Origin of the sequence: Nocardia asteroides, assembly GCA_019930625.1 — a bacterium.
Lineage (GTDB): Bacteria > Actinomycetota > Actinomycetes > Mycobacteriales > Mycobacteriaceae > Nocardia > Nocardia sputi.
In genome coordinates this window covers 7,133,267-7,155,854 of the sequence record CP082844.1, presented here as the reverse complement: position 1 = coordinate 7,155,854, position 22,588 = coordinate 7,133,267, and the positions used below count along the sequence as shown (strand labels likewise).

General features: G+C 69.2%; 21 protein-coding genes. 8 read left to right on the top strand and 13 right to left on the bottom strand.

Annotated features, from left to right (window positions below; all coding sequences use genetic code 11):
* Positions 1 to 71 precede the first annotated feature (71 nt).
* The 9 genes from K8O92_32355 to K8O92_32315 form a co-directional block, all read right to left on the bottom strand.
* Positions 72 to 1,082, bottom strand: coding sequence for an ROK family protein (locus K8O92_32355; GenBank protein UAK32323.1), 1,011 nt, complete (start codon positions 1,080 to 1,082; stop codon positions 72 to 74).
* The gene (locus K8O92_32350; protein UAK32322.1) at positions 1,079 to 1,504 is read right to left on the bottom strand and encodes a hypothetical protein; all 426 of its coding nucleotides are present in this window, start codon (positions 1,502 to 1,504) and stop codon (positions 1,079 to 1,081) included. The genes K8O92_32355 and K8O92_32350 overlap by 4 nt, the downstream gene beginning before the upstream one ends.
* Positions 1,494 to 2,777, bottom strand: a complete 1,284-nt coding sequence (locus K8O92_32345; protein UAK36081.1) for an ArsA family ATPase — start codon at positions 2,775 to 2,777, stop codon at positions 1,494 to 1,496. Before K8O92_32345 ends, K8O92_32350 begins: the two co-directional genes overlap by 11 nt.
* Before the next feature lie 23 nt (positions 2,778 to 2,800).
* Positions 2,801 to 3,238: an SRPBCC family protein gene (locus K8O92_32340; protein ID UAK32321.1), complete on the bottom strand. Its 438-nt coding sequence runs from the start codon at positions 3,236 to 3,238 to the stop codon at positions 2,801 to 2,803.
* A 37-nt stretch (positions 3,239 to 3,275) separates the two neighbouring features.
* Entirely contained in the window at positions 3,276 to 3,659 is a 384-nt protein-coding gene (locus K8O92_32335; GenBank protein UAK32320.1) for a polyketide cyclase / dehydrase and lipid transport, read from the bottom strand.
* 29 nt (positions 3,660 to 3,688) lie between these two features.
* On the bottom strand, positions 3,689 to 4,816 hold the full coding sequence (locus tag K8O92_32330; protein ID UAK32319.1) for a glycosyltransferase family 4 protein: 1,128 nt from the start codon (positions 4,814 to 4,816) through the stop codon (positions 3,689 to 3,691).
* Positions 4,817 to 4,917: 101 nt separating this feature from the next.
* Positions 4,918 to 5,916 (bottom strand): hypothetical protein, encoded by a 999-nt coding sequence (locus K8O92_32325; protein UAK32318.1) that lies wholly within the window; start codon positions 5,914 to 5,916, stop codon positions 4,918 to 4,920.
* A gap of 135 nt (positions 5,917 to 6,051) precedes the next feature.
* Positions 6,052 to 7,077: a C40 family peptidase gene (locus K8O92_32320; protein ID UAK32317.1), complete on the bottom strand. Its 1,026-nt coding sequence runs from the start codon at positions 7,075 to 7,077 to the stop codon at positions 6,052 to 6,054.
* Between the two features lie 280 nt (positions 7,078 to 7,357).
* Entirely contained in the window at positions 7,358 to 7,927 is a 570-nt protein-coding gene (locus K8O92_32315; protein UAK32316.1) for a C40 family peptidase, read from the bottom strand.
* A gap of 595 nt (positions 7,928 to 8,522) precedes the next feature.
* Between K8O92_32315 and K8O92_32310 the strand changes: the two genes are divergently transcribed.
* Positions 8,523 to 10,550, top strand: coding sequence for a DEDD exonuclease domain-containing protein (locus K8O92_32310; protein ID UAK36080.1), 2,028 nt, complete (start codon positions 8,523 to 8,525; stop codon positions 10,548 to 10,550).
* A 5-nt stretch (positions 10,551 to 10,555) separates the two neighbouring features.
* Positions 10,556 to 10,831 carry an Lrp/AsnC ligand binding domain-containing protein gene (locus K8O92_32305; GenBank protein ID UAK32315.1) on the top strand — a complete coding sequence of 92 codons (276 nt, stop codon included), beginning with the start codon at positions 10,556 to 10,558 and terminating at the stop codon, positions 10,829 to 10,831.
* Between the two features lie 33 nt (positions 10,832 to 10,864).
* On the opposite strand, the gene trpD is transcribed toward K8O92_32305, so the two are convergent.
* Together trpD and K8O92_32295 are read right to left on the bottom strand one after the other, a co-directional pair.
* On the bottom strand, positions 10,865 to 11,926 hold the full coding sequence (gene trpD, locus K8O92_32300; GenBank protein UAK32314.1) for an anthranilate phosphoribosyltransferase: 1,062 nt from the start codon (positions 11,924 to 11,926) through the stop codon (positions 10,865 to 10,867).
* A 571-nt stretch (positions 11,927 to 12,497) separates the two neighbouring features.
* The gene (locus tag K8O92_32295; protein UAK32313.1) at positions 12,498 to 12,926 is read right to left on the bottom strand and encodes a hypothetical protein; all 429 of its coding nucleotides are present in this window, start codon (positions 12,924 to 12,926) and stop codon (positions 12,498 to 12,500) included.
* Between the two features lie 210 nt (positions 12,927 to 13,136).
* On the opposite strand from K8O92_32295, the gene K8O92_32290 reads away from it, so the two are divergent.
* From K8O92_32290 to K8O92_32275, 4 genes are all read left to right on the top strand, one after another.
* The gene (locus K8O92_32290) at positions 13,137 to 13,748 is read left to right on the top strand and encodes a heme-copper oxidase subunit III (GenBank protein ID UAK32312.1); all 612 of its coding nucleotides are present in this window, start codon (positions 13,137 to 13,139) and stop codon (positions 13,746 to 13,748) included.
* 85 nt (positions 13,749 to 13,833) lie between these two features.
* Positions 13,834 to 14,697, top strand: coding sequence for a c-type cytochrome (locus K8O92_32285; protein UAK32311.1), 864 nt, complete (start codon positions 13,834 to 13,836; stop codon positions 14,695 to 14,697).
* A 97-nt stretch (positions 14,698 to 14,794) separates the two neighbouring features.
* A complete protein-coding gene (locus K8O92_32280) occupies positions 14,795 to 15,967 on the top strand; it encodes a ubiquinol-cytochrome c reductase iron-sulfur subunit (protein ID UAK36079.1) in 1,173 nt (390 codons plus the stop codon).
* Complete coding sequence (locus tag K8O92_32275; GenBank protein ID UAK32310.1) at positions 15,964 to 17,583, top strand: ubiquinol-cytochrome c reductase cytochrome b subunit; 1,620 nt, start codon at positions 15,964 to 15,966, stop codon at positions 17,581 to 17,583. The genes K8O92_32280 and K8O92_32275 overlap by 4 nt, the downstream gene beginning before the upstream one ends.
* Before the next feature lie 66 nt (positions 17,584 to 17,649).
* Here the strand turns inward: K8O92_32275 and K8O92_32270 are convergent, their stop codons facing one another.
* Positions 17,650 to 18,150 carry a polyadenylate-specific 3'-exoribonuclease AS gene (locus K8O92_32270; protein ID UAK36078.1) on the bottom strand — a complete coding sequence of 167 codons (501 nt, stop codon included), beginning with the start codon at positions 18,148 to 18,150 and terminating at the stop codon, positions 17,650 to 17,652.
* A gap of 186 nt (positions 18,151 to 18,336) precedes the next feature.
* Between K8O92_32270 and K8O92_32265 the strand changes: the two genes are divergently transcribed.
* Complete coding sequence (locus tag K8O92_32265) at positions 18,337 to 19,722, top strand: 3-deoxy-7-phosphoheptulonate synthase class II (GenBank protein ID UAK32309.1); 1,386 nt, start codon at positions 18,337 to 18,339, stop codon at positions 19,720 to 19,722.
* A gap of 21 nt (positions 19,723 to 19,743) precedes the next feature.
* Here K8O92_32265 and pknB read toward each other — a convergent pair whose 3' ends face one another.
* Entirely contained in the window at positions 19,744 to 21,702 is a 1,959-nt protein-coding gene (gene pknB, locus K8O92_32260; GenBank protein UAK36077.1) for a Stk1 family PASTA domain-containing Ser/Thr kinase, read from the bottom strand.
* 133 nt (positions 21,703 to 21,835) lie between these two features.
* Between pknB and K8O92_32255 the strand changes: the two genes are divergently transcribed.
* Positions 21,836 to 22,204 carry a DNA-binding protein gene (locus K8O92_32255; GenBank protein ID UAK32308.1) on the top strand — a complete coding sequence of 123 codons (369 nt, stop codon included), beginning with the start codon at positions 21,836 to 21,838 and terminating at the stop codon, positions 22,202 to 22,204.
* The last annotated feature ends 384 nt before the right edge of the window (positions 22,205 to 22,588 follow it).

Genomic DNA, 22,588 nt, shown 5'->3' with positions numbered 1-22,588 from the left:
TTCGGCCCCCACGCCGACCGATGGTGGACACCGGCGTGTCGCGCCACGCCGCGAGGTCGTGCGCTCCGGCGTCAACGGTGGGTCCGCGCGATCCGCGCGGGCTTGTGCGCTTCAGTGGGCAGGGCCGCCCTGGCGAGATCGGCGGCACCGATCATGCCCGCGGCCTCCCCGAGCTGGGTGGTCCGGATGCGGGCCAGCGGCCGGTGCCCGGCGCCGGTGATCGCGCGCGCGTACTCCTCGCGTGCCTCGTCGAGGAAAAGCGGCGCCGAACTGCTGACGCCGCCCGCGATGACCACCAGATCCGGATCGAAGATGTCGCTGACGAACGCCAGTCCGAGCCCGAGCCAGCGCGCGAAGTCGGCCATCACCCGTGCCGCGAGCGGGTCACCGTCCTGCGCCGCGCCCGCGACCCGCCGTCCGGTCAGCGAGCCGGGATCGCGTGCTACATCCCTGGCCAGCACCGACCGCACCGGGTCGCTGGCCAGCATCTCGATCGCGGTTTCGGCCAGTGCGGTTCCGCTGCAATACCGCTCCCAGCACCCACGCTTGCCGCACGGACAGGCCCGACCCTGCGGAACCACTTGCAGGTGACCGAGTTCCGGCGCGACGCCGTGCGAGCCGCGATACAGCTGGCCGTCGATCAGCAGGGCGGCGCCGATGCCGGTGCCGATCGCGATGAGGACCACGTTGTGTCCGCCCGCGGCGGCGCCGAACCGGTATTCGGCCCACATCGCCGCGTTGGCGTCGTGCTCCAGGATCACCGGCAGTTCCAGTCGTTCGGTGAGGCGCTGGGCGACCGGCGCGTCCTGCCAGGGCAGATGCGGGGCGAAGCGCACCGTGGAGCGATCACCGCTGATGAACCCGGCGACCGCGAGGCCGACCGCCCCGATAGGGTGCCTGCCGGACAGGTCGCGCACGGCATGGTCCAGCGCGTCCTCCAGCGCCCGCGCGGAATGCGGCGTCGGAGCCTGGACGGTGTCGAGCACCTCGCCACTGTCGTCGATCACCGACGCCCGGATGTTGGTGCCGCCGACATCGATTCCGACGGTCAGCGGTCGCGTATCGGCCATCTGCTGCGTCATACCTTGATCGTCACGGGAATGTCGACGTAACCGGGGCCTTCGCCGTCCTCGGCGTCCTCGCGTCGACCGTGGCGATGCGGCGCACCGGTTTCCGGGTCGGCGTCGGTGGGCATCACCGGTTCGACCGGCACCCCCGCCAGCGCCTCGCGCAGCACGGTGACGATCGCGGTGCCGTGATCGGCCAGCGCGGCCAGCACGTCGTGGTGCTCACCGCGCACGAGCGCCGCGGCGGCGCACACCGGACACCAGCTGCAGCTGGACCACTCGACCTGACCGTCGGCGGCGCGGCGCAGCACCGGCTCGACCCGTTCCAGCACCGCCTCGGCCAGCAGTTTCAATTCCTCGGCGAATTCGGCGACGCCGTCCGGCGCGGTGCGGCCGTCGGGCCCGTCGCCCTCGGGCGAATGCGGATCACCGGTCATGTCCGTCACTTTCGGACGCGTGCGCCCAGACCCGCGGATCGGGCCGGAAGCGGATCACCAGGAACTCGTCATCGAGTTCGGCGCTGTCGACCGTGCACCGCCGCAATACCGGCGCCAGGCGCACCCGGCGCCGGACCCCGTCCGCTCCCACGATCAAATCGTCCTCCACTCGGCCAAGGCGCAACGTGGCGGCGTCGACCACCGGCAGGTGCATGCGCAGCGCGTACACCGACTGCAATCCGGTGCCGGATTCCCGGAGAACCAGCGGTTCGCCGGAACTCGCGTCGACCTCCGTCTGATTGTCGCTCAGCATAAGCGCAGCGTCGCCGGTATCGCCCGCCGACTCCATCGCCCGTGACAGCGCGGCCAGCGAATTCAGCCCGATCGGCTCGGGACCGGTGTGCTGCGCGATCACCACCGGAATACCCGGCATCTTGCTCCGCAAATCCGCGATGACCTCCGATTGCTCGGCCCGCCGGTGCGAATACCACTGCACGGCCGGATGTTCGGCTCCGGCCGGATCGGTGGGCGGGGGGAGGTCGGGCAGCACCTTGTTGACCAGTACGGCGTCCAGCCGCAGGCCAAGCAGCGCCGCGGCGGAACGAACCCGCTCCGATTCGGCCACCGCGACCCGCTCGGGCACCGTGACCAGCCGCGCTCCGGTGCGCCGGTGGTCGGCGAGCAGATCGCGAACCTCCGTGACGGCCATGACGATCCGCTCGACCGTGGCCGCGAGCACGGCGCGGCGCAGGTCGGTGCCGGTGGCGCTCATCGCCCTGGCATGCGGTGGCCACATCCGCTCGACGTAGCCGAGCAGGGTGCCGGGCGCGGTGACGATGCGCAGCATGTCCGCCGACGGCGGGCAGTCGAGGACGATCAGATCCCAGTCGTCCTCGGCGGCGAACTGGGCGATCTCCACCAGCATCAGCAGTTCCTGCACGCCGGGCAATCCGGTCAGCTCCGCCGGGTTCAGCGCGGCGAGATCGATACCGTGCTCGTGCCCGCGGCCGGTCGAGATCATCCGGACTACGTCGCGGAACCGGTCCTCGAGCAGCGCGAGGGAGTCCACCTCGATCACGTCCAGTCCGGGCAGCACGGTGGCGATACCGGTCACGGTGCCCGGGTCGTGCGGGAAACGGAAGCCGAGCGCGTCGCCCAGTGAGTGCGCCTGGTCGAGCGAGGCGACCAGCACGCGATGGCCCGCTCCAGCCTCGGCCATGGCGGTGGCGCACGCGAGCGTGGTCTTGCCTACCCCACCCTTGCCGATGAACAGTTCGACCCGGGTCTGGTGCGCGGTCAGCCTTCGACCCGTTTCTTCAGTTCCTTCAGCGCGGTGTCGGTGATCACTTTCTCGGCCTTGCGCTTGAACATGCCGATCATTGGGATGTTCAGGTCGACGGTCAGCGTGTACACGACCTCGGTGCCGCCGCCCGGCCGATCGATCAGCTCGTAGGTGCCGTTCTGCGCCTTCTGCAGCTCACCGCTGAGCAGCCGCCAACTGACCGCCTTGCGATCGGCGCGCCAGTCGTAGGACAGGACATAGGTGTCCTTGACCACCCCGGCGTCCAGCACGAATCGCGCGGTCCTGGCCAGACCGTCCGGCCCCGCTTCCAGCACCTCGACCGATTTCGCCGCCGAGACCCATTCCGGGTAGGACTCCAGATCGGCGATGACGGACATCACCTGCTGCGACGGGGCCTCGATGACGATCGATCTCTGGGTCCTGTCGGCCATGCGGACAGCGATTCCTTTCAGCGTCGGTGCTGGTGGATCAAGAAAGCGGCGCGGGAGCGACGCCCGCCGGACGACCCGCCTCCAGCCGGGACTTCAGTTCGAACGACATGTTCTTGCCGGCGACCCGGCGTGCCCGGTTGGCCGCGGCGAGCTTGCCAACGGGCAGCGCGGGCCGCGGTTCGGCGTGCAGGAAATAGTGCAGGATCACGCCGTCGAGTGCGGGCTGCAGCCACACCTCCATGGTCCCGGTCAGCGCCCCGGCCACCGACCAGCGGATGCCCTTCTCACCCCGGTCCTCCCGGACCTCCAAGTCCAGGTCCGGCCACCAGCGGCGCCACGTGTTCGGTCCCGCCAGCAGCTCGGCCACGGCGGCCCCCGATGCGGCGACGAAGGTCTGATCTGCGACCTGGATACTGCTCACTCCGCTGAGCGTAGTAGATGCGACGCGGATCACCGCAGCAGCTGTCGCAGGCGCGCGCCCAGGTTGTCCCAGCGCCACTGCTGCTCGACGAACGCGCGCCCCGCCGCGCCCATCCGTGCGGCGGCATCCCGATCCGACAGGATCTCCACCACCGCGTCGGCGATCTGCCGCACGGAGCGGCCGTCCACCACGCGCCCGGTCTCGCCCTCGATCACGGTTTCCGGCGCACCGCCGGAATTGCCCGCCACTACCGGAACGCCCGACGCGGACGCTTCCAGGTAGACGATGCCGAGACCCTCCACGTCCAGGCCGGCGCCCCGGGTCCGGCAGGGCATCGCGAAGACGTCGGCCAGCGTGTGATGCGCGGCCAGTTCGCCGGACGGGACGCGGCCGGTGAACACCACGTCGTCGTCGACGCCCGCGGCGACCGCGAGGGCGCGCAGCTTGTCCGCGAAGGGGCCACCGCCCGCGATCACCAGCACCGCGCCCTCGACCCGCTCGCGGATCTCGCGCATCGCCAGGATCAGCGCGTCCTGGCCCTTCCTCGGCACCAGCCGGGACAGGCACAAGACGGTCGGACGGTCGCCCAGGCCGTAACGTTCGCGCAGCTCCGCCCGCGCCGCCGGATCCGGACGGAACACATCGGTGTCCACCCCGGGCGGCAGATACTCCATCGCCGCGTTCGCACCGAACGCGGAGGCGAATCGGCGACGGGTGTAGCGGCTGACGTAGGTGACCACGTCGGTGTGCTCGCCGATGGCTCGCAGCGCCTGCCTGGCCCCCGGCACCATCGACCAGCCGACTTCGTGACCGTGGGTACTGGCCAGGATGCGTTCGGCGCCCGCACGGCGCAGCGCCGGCGACATCAGCGCCAGCGGCGCCGCCGCCCCGAACCACACCGTGTCGCAGTTCTCGCTCCGCAGCAGACGCGTGGCCCGGCGCAGCACGAGCGGAGTCGGCAGCATCAGCGTCGTGGGATGACGAACGACCTGGAATTTCTGTTCGGCATCGAACTTCAGATGACTGTCGCCACGCCAGCGCGGAGCGTAGACAACCAGGTCATCCGGCGGCAGCTCACCGGCCAACGCCTGCAGATACGACTGGATACCGCCCGGCCGCGGCGGGAAATCATTGGTAACCAGCAAAGTTCGGGCCATGCGCAACAAAATACTGTGTCGGATCTGCGCGACTGCGTCGCGGCGTGTTCGTGGCCCCTTGTGGCTCGCGTCCGAGCGATCGCCGCTCGCTCTGTCTCGGCCTACGCGACTGCTCGGAGCCAGGAACGCCAGTCGTCGAGGAAAGCGGTGCGGGTGGTGCCGAGTACTTCGCCGAGGACGAGCTCTTCGCCAGCCGGGTCCTGCTTGCCAGCCGCGATGCGGTGATAGAGCTGGACGAGGCGGGGTTGATCGTATTTCTCGGCGACGAAAGCGCAGATCGACCAGGCGATTTCATAGGTGAGCGCGGCGTCGGGGCCGGAGAAGTCGGCGTCGGCGGGCAGAACCTCGGGGATCCGGCCGACGTGGGCATGGGCGGTGAGCGTGGGGGCGATATCGGTGAACCGCTCGCCCTGGCCGTGATGCGCGATGTAGTCGGCGAAACCCTCCAGCATCCACAGCGGGGCGCCGTCGACGGTGTCGGCGCGGGCCGCGATGTGGGTGAGTTCGTGCCGCAGCAGGGTGGCCATGCCCTCGGGATCGAGGCGGCGCCCCGCGTCGGGACCGAAGACGACGCGCTGGCCGGTGGGTCGAGTACCCGGCGTGAACGGGTCGGCGACCGAGGCGGCGGCGACTTCGGCGGGCAGGAGGCCGGCCGAGCGCACCAGGGCGGCGAACTCGGACGGGGAGGAGGCGACGACGACGAGCGCGGACTGCGCCCAGCTCGGACCCCACACGTCGGTCACCGCGGCGATGGCGTCGGCGAGCGCACTCTCCAGAACCTCGATGTCGCTCCGCTGGTCGGGGTGCCCGACGACCACCGACCGCCGTCCGTCGCCGGTCGCCACCTCGCGGGCGATGATCGGTCCGAACGGTTCGATGAGGCGCCGCACCTCGGCCAGTCGCGGATCGGCGGCCGCCGCTTGGCCGACGGCCTCGGCGGTGCCGGGTTCGGCGGCCCGCGGTTTCGGAAGCACCGTGTTGGGCAACATGATCAACGCGACACATACGCCGGTGAGCGCCATCACCATCGCGACGGTGAGGCAGAACTCGAAGCGCCGTCGCGCCGACCACCATGCGCGCAAGCTGCGCAAACCGGTCATCGGCACGTCACCGCCGCCGTCACGGTGTCGAGGCCCAGGGTGCCGTATCGACCGCGCGGGTCGGTCACGGTCGCCCGTCGCCGGTCGGTTGTGCCGCGGGTAGTGCAATGCCGCTGATTGGCTCGCTCACGGCGTCTAGTATCGCCGAGCCGAATGGAACGGCGTCGAGCCCATGGGCGCGACCGCGACGGGGACGCCGAAGGTGGAGGCGTGCAGCATGAGACCGTTGCCCGCGTAGATGCCGACGTGCGACATGTCCGAGTAGAAGAAGACGACGTCGCCGGGTTGCAAATCCTTCTGGGCGACGGGCGTGCCGTAACCGGCCTGCTGCGAGCTCGTGCGGGGCACGTTCTTGCCGACCTGCTTGAACGCCCACTGCACCAGGCCGGAGCAGTCGAACTTGTCCGGGCCGGTGGCGCCCCAGACGTAGGGGTCGCCGACGCGGGTGAGGCCCGCCGCCAGCGCGCTGGTGCCGCTGCCGGGAACGAGGCCCTGCAGGAGGGTGTCCCGGTCGAACCCGGGTGGGAACGGCGAGCCGGCCAGGGCCGACTTGTCCTTCGCCGACAGCGCGCCCCAAGCGTGCACCACCTCGGCGATGGCGCCGCCGAGATCGCTGCGCTTGTGTTCCAGATCGATGCGCACGGCCTCGGCCTTCTGCGCAGCGGAACGGGCGGCGTCGGCGGCGGCGCGGGCCGCCGATTCGGCCGCGGTCGCGGCGTCGGTGGCCTTGTCGTACCGGTCGAGCTGTTCGGAGGTCTGCGCCGAGACGACGTCCAGTGTGGACATCTGGTCGAGCAGTTGTTGCGGTGAGTCGCTGACCAGCACGGCGAACAGGCGGTTGGTGCGGGCGCCTTGATAGGCGGCGATCGCGGTGCGGTCGATGACCGGCTGATACCGCCGGACTTCGTCGCGGGCGCGATCGACCATGTCGGTGCTCGCGGCCAGCCGGGCATCGGCGTCACGCTGTACGGCGAGCTTGGCCTCGAGTTCGGCTTCCGCTCCCAGCGCTTGCTGGTTGAGCTGTTCGGACTGACGAGACAGATCGATCATCCGCTGCACGGCTTCGGAGGCCGTCGCTGGGAGGGCGACCGGATCCGCGCCGGCCGGAGCGCCGCTGTAGAGAGCGGCGGCGAGCATCCCGGCTGCCAGCCCTCCTCCCATGAGACGTTTGGTTCGCTGTCTCCGGTGATGTTCAGCCACAGCCCGCAGTGCCCCGTTCTCTCGTGAAGCGATCTCTCGTGAAACCGACGCATCGGCCTTCGTTCGAACCCGTGGTTTGCGAGCCGCGAACCGGGGTAATCAATCGAAGGTCTCGGTTAGGTTACGGAACGGTCCTCGTCGGTGTCCAGTAGAGCACGAAACGATCACAGGGCCGTGGTGCGGCCGGGCCGCGCGGGTGCGGCCCGACCAGCTGCTTCTCAGAAGCGGCGAGCGCCCGTTCTCAGAAGCGGCGAGCGCCCGCGATCGGCATCGAGGAGATCGGCGCCACCTGCACGGGCGTACCGGAGGTGGCCGCGTGCACCACGTTGCCGTCACCGGCGTACAGGCCGGAGTGGCCGCCGCCGTAGAAGGAGACGAGGTCGCCGGGCTGTAGGTCGTCCACCGAGACGGGGCTGCCCGCGGCGAGCTGCGCGCCGCTGGTGCGCGGCAGTTCGACGCCCGCCTGCCGGTAGGACCACTGGACCAGGCCGGAGCAGTCGAACGAGTTGGGGCCCGCGGCGCCGTAGACGTACGGCGAGCCGACCTTGCTCAGAGCGGCGTCGAGGGCGACTTCGCCGGAGCTCTTGGGCGCGGCGAAGGGAAGCGGAGCGGGACCCGGCAGCTCGACGCCCGGGAGCGCCGGCGGAACCGGGAGTTCGTTCGGGACTTCGAAGGTTCCCACACCGGGGATGGTCACCGGCTGGGCAGACGCGGGCGCTGCCGGAAGCAGGAACGCCCCGAGGGTGGCAGCGCCGACGGCCCCGGCGGCAACAGCGCGCTGTGCGTGACGCTTGACGGCGTTGGTCGTCATGATGCGGTACTCCCAATCTGCCTCACGACGCCGCACCCGGTGGTGCCGCGGACTTCGTCGGCGCCGCACCAGTGGGCGCGGCGGACTCCGTGAGGTCTCGAAAAGGTTACGAACACATCACGGTGATTTGTAAAGGCAGAGGGAATGCGAAAAGGAGTCGCTCAACAATTGGCGGTCGATTCGGTGTGAGATGCGTCCCAGCGCATCACGAAAAGATAACGACTGCGAAATCGCGAGAAGTAGGCCCGCTCCGCAGCCGGATGCAGTGGGTGGAACCGGCTGGTCGCCGCGCGGTGGTCTGGCGAGCGTTTAGGCAGGTCGCAGAGGAAAATTGGCCGTAAATCGCACTATGGTCGCCGGTTTGTACGCTGTAGGGCCACCGGCGGCCGACACGCCCGGCCTGGATCACTCTCATTTCGATGGACTCGCCGCAATGTTTGATACAGATTTCTCTGATTTGTGATCTAGATCTCATTTGCGCATTTCTAGATCATTTCCCGGGTATCGCGCTCGAATCCCCCCGATGTCATTCGGGCATATCAGGGCGCGCTGGGACGCCCCGTTCCTGTCGGACCGTGGCCCTACGCTGCACGCCGTGTCCGACCCCGCGCCGCGCCCCGCCGCTGCCCAGCAACTGGCCTTCGACGAGCTCGACACCCCGCTCTACGACACCACGTTCGTGGTCGTGGACCTGGAGACCACCGGCACCAGTCCCGGGGCGGACGGCATCACCGAGATCGGCGCGGTCAAGGTGCGAGGCGGGGAGGTGCTCGGCGAGTTCGCGACGTTGGTCAACCCGGGACGCTCGATACCGCCCGCCGTCGTGCACGTCACCGGTATCACCACCGCGATGGTGTACGCCGCCCCGCGGATCGAGGCGGTGCTGCCCGGCTTCCTGGAATTCGCGTCGGGCGCGGTGCTGGTCGCGCACAACGCCCGGTTCGACATGGCGTTCCTGCGCGCCGCCGCGGCGCAGTGCGACACCGCGTGGCCGGCCGCGCAGGTGCTGTGCACCGTGAAACTGGCCCGGCGGGTGCTCGGCCGAGACGAAGCGCCCTCGGTGCGATTGAGCTCGCTGGCCCGGTTGCTCGGCGCCGCCACACAGCCCACCCACCGCGCCCTCGAAGACGCCCGTGCGACCGTCGACGTCTTGCACGCGCTCATCGGACGAGTCGGGAACCAGGGCGTCCACAGTCTCACCGAGCTGCTCGACTATCTGCCCGACGTCACCCCCCGGCAGCGATCCAAACGCGTCCTCGCGGCCGATCTCCCCGCCGGTCCGGGCGTGTATCTGTTCCGCGGTCCTTCCGATGAAGTCCTATATATAGGGACGGCCGTGAACTTGCGCCGACGCGTCCGTAACTACTTCACCGGTTCGGAGACCCGGGGCCGAATGAAGGAAATGGTGTCGCTGGCGACCCGGGTCGACCATGTGGTGTGCGCGCACGCGCTCGAGGCGGGGGTGCGCGAACTGCGGCTGCTGGTGGCGCACACCCCGCCCTACAATCGCCGGTCCAAGTTCCCGAAGCGGGCCTGGTGGCTCACCCTCACCGACGAGCCGTTCCCCCGGTTCTCGGTGGTGCGGGAACCCACGCGGGACGCCTTGGGACCGTTCAACTCTCGTAACGACGCGGCCGACCTCGGCCTGATCATCGCGGAGTTCACCGGGCTGCGCACCTGCACGACGCGATTGTCCCGGAGGGCGGTGCACGAATGTCCGCCCACGCTCGTCGGCGGGTGTCCGGCGGGATCTAGGGGAAGGGTGCCGGATATGGCGGAGTACGCCCCCGCGCCCGCGCTCGTGCGCGCGCTGTTCGCCGGGCGCAGCGACGCGCCGATCCGTTCCATGCTCGATCGCATCGAAACCCATTCGCGGGCACAGCACTTCGAAGCGGCCGCGCGCGTGCGCGACCGCGCGGCCCGGGTGGTGCGCGCGCTGCGCCGTACACAGCGACTGGCCGCGGTGGCACGCATAGCCGAACTGGTCGCCGCGCATCCCGACGATAACGGCGGATGGGAGTTCGCGGTCATCCGGTACGGCCGTCTGGCCGGCGCGGGCACCGCCCCGCGCGGCGTGCCGCCGATGCCGATCGTGGAACAGATCGTCGCGTCCGCCGAGACCGTGGTTCCGGCAGGGGTTTTCGTCGAGGCACATCCGGCCGGGGAGACGACGCTAGGACACGTCCATGCCGAGCCGACTACGGAACCCCTTGTGACAGCCGGGGCGGAGGCTTCGCACCGCACCACAGCGCCGCATCCGCCCACCGCCGACCCGACGCACGCACAGCGGCAAGAGAATTCGACACCGGCCGCATCGGCGCGCTCGACCCGAGAGATGGCGCCGCTGTCGGAGTCGTCGATGCTCGTCGGATCGCGCCCCGATGCTTCGGATCAGGCCGCCGCGTACCTGGACGACGCCCCACCGTTGCGCGGCGCCTCGCCGGAAGAGGTGGCGCTGGTCGCGCGCTGGCTGGCGCGGCCCGGGGTGCGGATCGTGCGGACCACCGAGGGATACCGCGAGCCGATATTCGGCGCGGCGCGGTGGCTCGGCTGGGCGGATCTCGCCGATGCGGCGGTACGCGCCCAACCGACCGAACAGGCCTACCTCGACCGCTTAGGCTGAGCACCATGATTACCGCGATCGTCTTGATTCACGCCGACAACGGCCGCATCCCCGAGACCGCGCAAGCGGTCGCGGACACCGAGGGCGTCGCCGAGGTCTACTCCTGCGCGGGTGACGTGGACTTGATCGCGATCGTGCGGGTGCGCGACCACGAGCAGATAGCCGAGGTGGTGACCGGCCGGATCGACAAGACGCCGGGCGTCGTGCGCACCACGACGCACATCGCGTTCAAGTCGTACTCGCGCGCCGAAGTCGAAGCCGGGTTCTCGCTGGGCGAGTAGCCCGGCGGGTGACGGCTCGCTCCGTGCGCCGGTTCAGGCCTCGCCGAGCGTCTGCGTCAGCTTCGCCCAGCGCTCCAGCAGCGCGGCGGCGCTGCCCGTGTCGATCGCCTCGGCGGCGCGGTCGATGCCGGCGGCGAGCGCGGTATGCAGGTCCGCCTCCGGATCGCCCGCGCCGCGCGACCAGTCGTAGGTCACGATCGCGGCGGCCGAATTCAGCAGTACCGCGTCCCGTACCGCGCCGGCGCGACCGGCGAACACATCGCGGGCCACACCCGCGTTGACCTCGGCATCACCGCCGCGCAGCGCGTCCAGATCCACGCGGGGGACGCCGATGCGAGTGGGATCGATGGTGGTCCGGCGCGTCCGGCCGCCCGAGACGATCCACGCCTCGGTGGTGTCCGAGGTGGTGATCTCGTCGAGCCCGTCGTTGCCGCGCACCACCAGCGCGCTCGCACCGCGTTCGGCGAACACGCCCGCCATCACCGGCAGCAGTTCGGGGAACGCGCAGCCGACCAGCCCGGCACGCGGCTGCGCGGGGTTGGTCAGCGGCCCGAGCACGTTGAAGACCGTTGGAATGCCGATCTGGCTGCGCGCCGCCCCGGCGTACCGGAGAGCGGGGTGGAACACCGCCGCGAAGCAGAAGCCGATACCGACCTCCCGCACACACCGCGCCACCGCCTCGGGGCCGAGGGCGAGCTTCACGCCCAGCGCCTCCAGCACGTCCGCACCGCCGCTCTTCGACGACGCGGCCCGGTTGCCGTGCTTGACCACGGGAATGCCCGCCGCTGCCACGACGATCGAGGACATGGTGGAGATGTTCACCGAGCCGGACCGGTCACCACCGGTGCCTACGATGTCGACCGCGTCGCCATCGATCCGGACCAGCCGGGCGTGGTCGAGCATGCCCGCGGCCAGACCGGTCAGCTCGGCGGGCGTAGGGCCCTTGATCTTCATCGCGACGCCGAACGCGGCGATCTGCGCGGGGGTGGCGTTGTCGGACATGATCTCGTTCATCGCCCACGCCGTGTCGTCCGCGGCCAGGTCGCCACCGTCGGCGAGGATTCCGAGCACCTGGGGCCAGCTGCGCACGCTCATTCCACACATCTCCCGTCACACTGGTTCGCGCACCAGTTTCGTCCGCAAGCAGCCTAGCTGGGTTGTATTTGCCGCGACTGCGTCGCGGCGTGTTCGCGGCCCCCTTATGGCTCGCGTCCGAGCGACCGCCGCTTGCTCCTTCGTCGCCTACGCGGCGGCCACTCGGACGCGAGCCGGGCCGCGAACGGACAATGCTCGGTCTCGCTTCGCTCGAAACCTGGAGTCGAGCTGGTGTGGTCCCGTGAGGGGGTAAGCGCACGACGTGGGTTCGGCTGTTGGGTGGGTGGCGGCGGTGTCTGTGGCGTGTGCGGTCGCCACTCGGGCGGGTGCTGGACAGTGCTGGTTTGTCCGGAGGCTGGGTCGCTGGGTGTTCGCGGCTTTGGTGGCTCGCGCCGGAGTGGTCGCCACTTGCTTCTTCGTCGCCCACGCGACGGCCGATCGGACGCGAGCCGGGCCGCGAACGGCACACGCTCGGTTTCGCTTCGCTGGAAACGGGGGTCGGGGTGGGTGGTCGGGTCGGCAATCGCACGATCCGGGTTTCGCCGTCGGCGGTGACGGCGCCGCCGTCTGCTTACGGCTCCTGCTGATGTGGCCCCGGTTGCAAGGCGTCCCAACCGTCGGCGGTGCCGTCGTGGCGTTGGGCGAGACCGGCCATGCGCGAGCGCTCCTGCGAGCAGTGCAGGGCGTCGAGGAGTTGGACCCGCTGCAGGATGACCGTCTCGAGTGCGTCGGTGCCCGGTCCGCCGACGTGCGGGGCGGGGGTGTATCCGTCCTGCGCGGCGATCGCGCAGACGGTCTCGATGTGCCGTGGTGGGATGCGCAGGTGGTGCCGCAGCACCGCTGGTGCGTCCGGTGTCAGGTCGGTCGCGCGCGCCAGCGCGGTCGAACACGCCTCCGCGTCGTCGAAGCTCGACGCGACGACGACCAGATCAGCCTGGTGAAGCTCGAGGGCTGTGCTCCGGTCCCGCCGCCGCAGCCGTCGCCAGAATCGTGCTGCCACATTCGTCTCCATCTCAGGTTTTCCTTACCCGGGCCTGTCATGCTGACCGGGCGTTCGGTCGCGGGTGCGACCGGTTCCAGGGTCCGCCGCGCAGCTCAGCCTGCGCCCCGCCTGGTCGATCACCCGCCCTTCCCTGCGTTTTTCGACACGGAGGAACGAGTTTCGTACCCGGGTACTGGCGTCGTACTACGACGAGTCATACTTACCCCCGTGACGACCGCAGTAGGGACCCCAGGATCGGCCATTACCCAGCGTGTGCATTCGCTGAACCGGCCCAACATGGTCAGCGTCGGTACCATCATCTGGCTGTCGAGCGAGCTGATGTTCTTCGCAGGCCTGTTCGCGATGTATTTCGTCGCGCGCGCCCAGGCGAACGGTAACTGGCCGCCGGAGCCGACCGAGCTGAACCTCAAGCTCGCCGTGCCGGTCACGGCCGTGCTGGTCGCGTCGTCGTTCACCTGCCAGATGGGCGTCTTCGCCGCGGAGAAGGGTGACGTGTTCGGCCTGCGCCGTTGGTACGTCGTCACGCTGGCGATGGGCACGTTCTTCGTCCTCGGCCAGGGTTACGAGTACATGAACCTGGTGCACGAGGGGACGTCGATCTCCAGCAGTTCCTACGGCTCGGTGTTCTACATCACCACCGGCTTCCACGGTCTGCACGTCATCGGCGGTCTGATCGCCTTCGTGTTCCTGCTGGCCCGCACCAAGGTGAGCAAGTTCACCCCAGCGCAGGCCACCGCGGCGATCGTCGTCTCCTACTACTGGCACTTCGTCGACATCGTGTGGATCGGGTTGTTCGCCACGATCTACTTCGTCCGCTGATCGTGGACGCCGCGCCGCCGAGCGGGTGCGGCTGAACCCAAGATCTTTCGCACAAGTCGGTTCCGTCTACTCCAAAGGGACACAGATGAGTTCATCTCCCCCGTCAGCGCCAGAGCCCGCCACGCACGGGAACGGCCAGGCCAGCAAGACGCGCAGGCAGCGCCGCGTTCGCCGTCGCATCGCGGGCGGGCTTGCGCTGCTGGTGGGCCTCGTCGGAGCAGGCTTCCTGGCATCGGCCTTCACGCCGGACCCGCAGCGCGCCACAGCGAACGAGGACCAGTCCGCGCTGATCCGCGAGGGCAGGCAGCTCTACGACACGTCCTGCATCACCTGCCACGGCGCGAACCTGCAGGGTGTCGTCGACCGCGGTCCCAGCCTGATCGGCGTCGGCGAGGCCGCCGTCTACTTCCAGGTGTCCTCCGGCCGCATGCCGATGGCCGCCCAAGAGGCCCAGGCGGAGCGCAAGCCACCGAAGTTCGACGCCCACCAGACCGACGCGCTGAGCGCGTACGTGGCGGCCAACGGTGGCGGCCCGACCGTGATCCGCGACGCCAACGGCGAGATCGCCCAGGAGTCGCTGCGCGGTGAGGACATCGCCCGCGGCTCGGAGCTGTTCCGGATGAACTGCGCGTCCTGCCACAACTTCACCGGACGCGGCGGCGCGCTGTCCTCCGGCAAGTTCGCACCGCCGCTGGGACCCGCGAGCGAACAGCAGATCTACACCGCCATGCTCACCGGCCCGCAGAACATGCCGAAGTTCTCCGACCGTCAGCTGAGCCCGGAGGAAAAGCGCGACATCGTCGCCTACGTCAAGAACGCCACCGAGGAGCACAGCCCGGGCGGCTGGGATCTCGGTGGTTTCGGTCCCGCGACCGAAGGCCTGGCCATCTGGGTGGTCGGTATCACGCTCGTGGTCGGCGCCGCGATGTGGATCGGATCCCGGTCATGACCGGTCAGCGCCCGGAGCAGGCAGCTCGCGTGACCACGGAGGGCGCCCCGGTCATGCCGAAAGGACACAGGTCATGAGCAATAAGGAGCGAGACGACATGGGTCGCCCGGATGAGGGCCACGCGCAGCAGTCGAAGGAGCAGCCGGTGAACGCCACTCCGGCGGAGCCCACCGAGGCGGACCTCGACAAGATGACGCGCGCGGAGCTGGTCAAGCTCGGTACCGAGCGCGACGGCGTCGACGTCGCCTACCGCCGCGAGCGCTTCCCGATCCCGGGCACCCGGGCGGAGAAGCGCGCCGAGCGCGCGGTGAGCTTCTGGTTCGCCGTGTCGGGCATCGCGGCCGCGGCGCTGGTCGGCGTGTTCCTGTTCTGGCCGTGGGAGTTCAAGGGCAAGAACGAAGACGGCCACGTGGCCTACTCGCTGTTCACCCCGCTGGTCGGCCTGACCTTCGGCATCTCGGTACTGGTCATCGGCGTCGCGGTGGTGCTGATCCGCAAGCTGTTCATCCCCGCCGAGCTGTCCATCCAGCAGCGGCACGACGGTCCGTCGCCGGAGGTCGAGCGCCGCACCCTGGTCGCCGAGCTGCAGGACGCGCTGGACACCTCCACCCTGGGTCGTCGCAAGATGATCACCCGCACCGCGGGCGCGGGCGTCGGTGTGCTCGGCGTCGGTGCGCTGCTGGTGTTCGTCGGCGGCCTGATCAAGAATCCTTGGGCCAAGGGCGACAAGTCGCCGCTGTGGGTCTCGGGCTGGACTCCGGACTTCCCGGGCGAGACCATCTACATCCGCCGCGACACCGGTCGGCCCGACGACGTGGTGCTGGTGCGTCCGGAGGATCTGGACGCGGGCGCGATGGAGACGGTGTTCCCGTGGAAGGAGAAGTGGCGCGGCGACGAGCACGCCACGCTGGACTCCCTGCGCGGTATCCGCAACGCCGTCATGCTGATCCGCCTGCGCACCGAAGACGCGCAGAAGGCGATCAAGCGTAAGGGGCAGGAGAGCTTCAACTACGGCGACTACTTCGCCTACTCGAAGATCTGCACCCATCTCGGCTGCCCGACCTCGCTGTTCGAGCAGCAGACCAACCGGATCCTGTGCCCCTGCCACCAGTCGCAGTTCTCCGCGACCGAGTGGGGCAAGCCGATCTTCGGTCCCGCCGCTCGCGCGCTGCCGCAGCTGCCGATCACCGTCAACGCTGAGGGCTTCCTGGTCGCCAACGGCGACTTCATCGAGCCGCTCGGCCCGGCCTACTGGGAGCGCCGTTCATGAGTCCTTCTGTCGCAGCCCAAGCCAACGAGGCGGACGAGCGGTATCGCGCCGCGGCGTTCATGAAGCGATCGATCAACAAGGTCTTCCCCACGCATTGGTCGTTTCTGCTCGGCGAGATCGCGCTCTACAGCTTCATCATCCTGCTGCTGTCGGGCGTCTACCTGACGCTGTTCTTCGATCCTTCGATGAGCCATGTCGTGTACGACGGCGCGTATCAGCCGTTGCGCGGTGTGACCATGTCACGGGCGTATGAGACGGCGCTGAACATCTCGTTCGAGGTGCGTGGCGGCCTGTTCGTGCGGCAGGTGCATCACTGGGCGGCGCTGCTGTTCGCGGCGTCGATCATCGTGCATCTGTTCCGGATCTTCTTCACCGGCGCGTTCCGCAAGCCGCGGGAGGCGAACTGGGTGATCGGTTCGCTGCTGCTGATCCTGGCGATGTTCGAGGGCTTCTTCGGGTACTCGCTGCCGGACGACCTGCTCTCGGGCACGGGTCTGCGGGCGGCGTTCTCCGGGATCACGATCTCGATCCCGATCATCGGCACGTGGATGCACTGGCTGATGTTCGGCGGCGACTTCCCCGGCGACATCATCATCCCGCGCTTGTACATCGCGCACGTGCTGCTGTTCCCGGGCATCATCCTGGCGTTGATCGCCGCGCACGTGGCGCTGGTGTGGTATCAGAAGCACACCCAGTTCCCCGGCCCGGGGCGCACGGAGAACAACGTGGTGGGCGCGCGGATCGTGCCGGTGTTCGCCGCCGACCAGGGCGCGTTCTTCGCCTTCACCCTCGGCATCGTGGGCATCATGGGCGGGGTGTTCCAGATCAACCCGATCTGGAACCTGGGTCCCTACAACCCCTCGCAGGTGTCGGCGGGTTCGCAGCCGGACTTCTACATGATGTGGACCGACGGCATGGCCCGGTTGATGCCGCCGTGGGAGCTGTACATCGGCAACTACACCGTGCCCGCGGTGTTCTGGGTCGCGTTGATCATGGGCTTGGTGTTCGCCGTCCTGATCGCCTACCCGTGGATCGAGAAGCGGCTCACCGGCGACAGCAGCGCGCATCACAACCTGTTGCAGCGTCCGCGTGACGTACCCGTCCGGACCGCGATCGGTTCGATGGCGATCGCGTTCTATGTGGTCCTGACCTTGTCGTGCGTCAACGACATCATCGCGCTGAAGTTCGACATCTCGCTGAACGCGACCACCTGGATCGGTCGAATCGGTCTGCTCGTCGCCCCGCCTGCGGCGTACTACATCGCTTACCGGTTCTGCCTCGGCTTGCAGCGCAGCGACCGCGCGGTGCTCGAGCACGGCATCGAGACCGGCGTGATCAAGCGCTTGCCGCACGGCGAGTACATCGAGGTGCACCAGCCGCTCGGCCCGGTGGACGAGCACGGTCACCCGATCCCGCTGGAGTACCAGGGCGCGCCGGTACCGAAGAAGATGAACCAGCTCGGCTCGGCCGGCCGGCCGGGCACGGGCAGCTTCCTGCGGCCGGACCCGCAGGAGGAGAGCGACCGGCACTTCGAGATCGATCACGAAGAAGAGCACAAGCAGCTGAAGGTGCTGCAGCGGGCTCAAGAGGCGGCGAACGGCAAGCACGGCCACTGACGCCCGCCCCGAACCACGGCCCCGAGTCGAAGCGACTCGGGGCCGTGGTGCGTCATGCCGCGGGTGTCACAGGCGTGGCGTCGCGCGGCGTGCGGCCTCGATGGCTTCGAACTTGGCCAGATTGTGCCGGGCGTCGGCCAGCGCGTCATGCGCGTCCGACGGGATCGGCGGCAGCTCGGGGCGGCCGTACGCCTCCCAATGCTGGCGCAACTCGTTGGTGTAGCGCGGAAGCGTGTTGGGCAGATCGACCATGGAGCCCCACAGCTGGCACAAGGCGACATGGTCGTACGCGGAAACCCAAGCCCACAGCTCGGGCTGCACGGTCGGCCGTGGCACCAGGAACGCGTACAGCTCGTCGCGGATCCGGGCCCGGCTGCGCCAGAGCGGAGAAGACGGCGAAGGCAATCGGGGCAGCACGAATTTGCGCACCCACGGCCCCGCACGTCCGGCATCGAATTCGGTGGACACCGCGTAGAACTCCCGGCCGTCCTCGCAGACGACGCCGATGGAGACCAAATCGATGGTCACTCCGTCCTCGATGAATTCGCAGTCGTAGAAATATCGCAGCGAAATCGGTCTCTCCTCGGCTTCCGGTGCCGTTGCGGCAGGTGACGGGTTCCCGGCAACCCTATGGTGACGTGCGCCGCCACGCCCGCAAGGGCCCATGAGGTGGAGAACTTCGCCACCTTGGTGCGGCACTCCACCACCACCACCGGGTATCCCCACAGGGCCGATGGTCCGTATTCTGGACTGGTGAACTGGACCGTCGACGTACCCATCGATCGCCTGCCGGAACTGCCGCCGCTGCCCGTCGAGCTGCGCAGGCGGTTGGACGACGCGCTGGCGCGACCTGCGCTGCAGCAGCCGTCCTGGGATCCGGAGCAGGCGGCCAAAATGCGCACCGTACTGGAGAGCGTGCCGCCTATCTGCGTGCCCGCCGAAGTGGAGGAGCTGCGCGGGCAGCTGGCCGAGGTCGCCCGGGGCGAGGCGTTCCTCATGCAGGGCGGCGACTGCGCGGAGACCTTCGCGGACAACACCGAGCCGCACATTCGCGGCAACATCCGCACCCTCCTGCAGATGGCGGTCGTGCTCACCTATGGCGCGAGCCTGCCGGTGGTGAAGGTGGCGCGGATCGCGGGCCAGTACGCCAAACCACGATCGTCGGATACCGACGCGCTCGGCCTCAAGTCCTACCGCGGCGACATGGTGAACTCGCTGATCGCCGACGAGGCGCTGCGCCAGCACGACCCCTCGCGCCTGGTCCGGGCCTACGCCAACGCCAGCGCCGCGATGAACCTCGTGCGCGCGCTCACCGGGGCGGGGATGGCCGACCTGCACAAGGTGCACGATTGGAACCGCGATTTCGTGGCCAAGTCGCCCGCAGGCGCGCGCTACGAGGCGCTGGCCGAGGAGATCGACCGCGGCCTGGCCTTCATGACCGCGTGCCGGGTCAACGACCCGAGCTTGAAGGCGGCCCGCATCTACGCCAGCCACGAGGCGCTCGTGCTGGACTACGAGCGCGCCATGCTGCGCCTGAGCGAGAACGCGATCGGCGAACCGGTGCTCTACGACCTGTCCGCGCACTTCCTGTGGATCGGCGAGCGCACCCGCCAGCTCGACGGCGCGCACATCGCGTTCGCGGAACTGGTCGCCAACCCGATCGGCCTGAAGATCGGCCCGTCGACCACCCCCGAGCAGGCAGTGGAATATGTGCAGCGGCTGGATCCGAACAACGAGCCGGGAAGGCTGACCATCGTGTCCCGCATGGGCCACAGCAAGGTTCGCGACGTGCTGCCGCCCATCATCGAGAAGGTGCAGGCCACGGGCCACCAGGTGATCTGGCAGTGCGACCCGATGCACGGCAACACCCACGAGGCGTCCACCGGCTTCAAGACCCGCCACTTCGACCGCATCGTCGACGAGGTGCAGGGCTTCTTCGAGGTGCACCACGCGCTCGGCACGCACCCCGGCGGCATGCACATCGAGCTCACCGGAGAGGACGTCACCGAATGCCTCGGCGGCGCCCAGGACATCTCCGACCTCGATCTGTCCGGTCGCTACGAGACCGCCTGCGACCCCCGGCTGAACACCCAGCAGTCGCTGGAGCTGGCGTTCCTCGTCGCCGAGATGCTGCGCTGAACCACCGCGGCAGCCTTCCGGCTAGGGCAGCGCCACGATCGTGACGGTGTCGCCCGCCTCGATGTTGACTCCGATGGCCGGGGTCTGCGAGACCACCAGCGAGCTGTCGGCCCGCGCCAATTGCTTCACCTCGACCTGTAACCCGAGGCTTTCCAGCTTGGCGCGGGCGTTGGCGACGGTCCACCCGCGCACATCGGGCATCTTCAACGCATTGGACACCAGCAGCACCACGCCGTCGCCGGATTGGATGGTGGCGCCCGCCCCCGGCTGGGTGCCGATGGCCTTGTCCGCATCGACGCCGCGGTCGAACTGGATCTGGGTCTCCCGGACGGTGATCCCGGCGTCGGTGAGGATCTTGGTGGCCTCGGCGGCCGGTTTGCCGCGCACGTCGGGGACCTTCACCGGCTGAGACCCCTTGCTGCGGTAGACCTTCACCTGCGCGCCGAGCGGCAGCACGGTTCCCGGTCTCGGCTCCACCCTGGAGACCGACCCTTTGGGTGCGGTGCTGGACTCCTCCCCGGCATCGACCGGTTGCAGCCCGTTGTCCCGGATCAACTGGTTGACCTTCGACGCCTGGTCGCCCGGCTTGACGTCCGGCACCTTGGGCTTGCCATTGGAGATCAGGACCGCGACCGTGGACCCTTTGGTGATCTTGGATCCGGCCGACGGGTCGCTGCCGACCACACCGCCGACCGGGATGGTGTCCGACGCCCGCTGCCGGATCTCGGTCTCGAACCCCGCGTTCTGGAGCGTCGCGACCGCCTTGTCGGTTTCCAGTCCGGCGATCGGCGGGACCGGTGAATAGCGGCCGAAACCCAGCCACCAGCCGCCGATACCGACCACCAGCGTGAGAATCGCGACGATGGCCACCCACAGCCACACCGTGCGCCGGGATCGGCTGAGGTCGCCGGCGTAGGGCGAATACGGCGGTGCGGGTTGGGCTTGCCGCACAGGCTGCGGCCGGTCGTAGTCGTCGGGCGGGCTGTAGTCGAGGCGCGGACGCTGAGCGGTCACCACTCTGGTGTGCTGCACCGGCTGCGGCGCATGGGGCTCCTGTGGCGACGCTCCGGCGAAACCCGGTTGGTCGTCGCGATCCGGTGACACGGCTCGATAGGTGGCGCTGAGATGTTCGGCGGACTCCTGCGGCGCGGGCACCCGATAGGCGGGCAATCGCAGCGCGGCGCCGATCCGCCGCAGCGCGGCCGCCATCTCGTTCGCGTCCGCGAACCGGTGCGCGGGCTCCCGCGCCGTGGCCTTGGCCACCAGCTCGTCGAATTCCGGCGGCACCCCGGAGATGAATCCGCTCGGGCTCGGCACGTCGTTCTCGATGCGCTGGTAGGCCACCGAGATCGACGTGTCACCGGTGAACGGGACCCGGCCGGTGAGCATCTCGAAGATCAGCACGCCGAAGGAGTAGACGTCGCTGCGGGAATCGGCGGAGCCGCTGGTGACCTGCTCGGGAGACAGATAGGCCGCGGTGCCGAGGATGACGCTCGCCGACGTGGTGTTCGCAGCGGCCACCGCGCGCACCAAGCCGAAATCGGCGATCTTCACCTCGCCCGCGTCGGAGATCAGCACGTTCTCCGGCTTGATGTCGCGGTGCACCAGCCCCGCCGAATGCGCGACGCCGATCGCCGCGAGCACCGGCTCGGCGACGGCGCGCACCGCGTGTGGCGGCATCGGGCCGCGTTCGCGCAGCAGTTCGCGCAGTGTGCCGCCCTCGACGAGCTCCATGATCAAGAAGGGATGGTCGCCGTCGACGCCCTGGTCGTACACCGCGACCAGCGACGGATGCTTGAGCTTGGCGACCGCGCGCGCCTCGAACTCGAATCGGGACAGGAACTGCGGGTCGCCGGCGAACTTCGGATCCATCACCTTGATGGCGACCGGCCGGTCCAGGCGGGTGTCGACCCCGCGGAAGACCATCGACATTCCGCCGCGGGCGATCGGCGCATCGATCCGATAGCGCCCTTCCAGCATCTGGCCGATCAAGAGAAGTCCTCCGGCTTTCACAAAGCGATCAGCCGCTCCGTGCGGCCCCCACGATGGTATCGACTCCCACCACCCCGGGTGTCTCACGACGTGCGGCGGGGGACCGTCTACCGTTGTCCGGGTGAGTGCATTTCCCTGCAGTGACGACGTCCTTCCGCAGTCGGTGACCTTGGTGTCGCTGCCGGAGGTGGCCGACCGACTCGGGCTGGTGGTGACCCGGGTGCACCAGATGCTGCGCGACCACCAACTGATCGCCGTCCGCAGAGACGGCGTGGCGGGCGTGCCGGAACGGTTCTTCGACGACACCGGCGCGGTCGTGAAGCCCCTCCCCGGACTGATCACCGTGATGCGCGACGCCAAGTACACCGACGAGGAGATCCTGGAGTGGATCTTCACCGAAGACGACACCCTCCCCGGTAAGCCGATCGATGCCCTGCACGGCCCACTGGCCCGCGAAGTCCTGCGCCGGGCGGCCGCCGAACCGATCTGAATTCTCGGCCGCGCGGGCGCGGCGTGTTCCCGGCCCCCCATGGAGCCGGGCCGCGAACGGGCAATGCTCGGTCCTCTTCGCTCGAAAACCTGTGCTTGCGCTGGTGTGGTTGCGTGGGCAGTGATCGTGGGATCCGGGTTGAATGTTTTCGGGCGGTGGCGAAGCCGGCCGAACGGTGCCTCGGCGTCGGGTGAGACCGGACCGCACGCGACCGTGCGGCCGGGCCGAACGCGGCGGAATCAGTCGCAGCAGGTGGCGCCGGACGCGACCGCTTCCTTATTCGCGGTCGAACCAGCCCGGCCGCCGACCGTGCCCTGGCGGCGCAGCCGTGTCCCCCCGTCGCTCGCGCGCGGTTGCTCGGAAGCGAGCCGGGCGGCGCGCCAA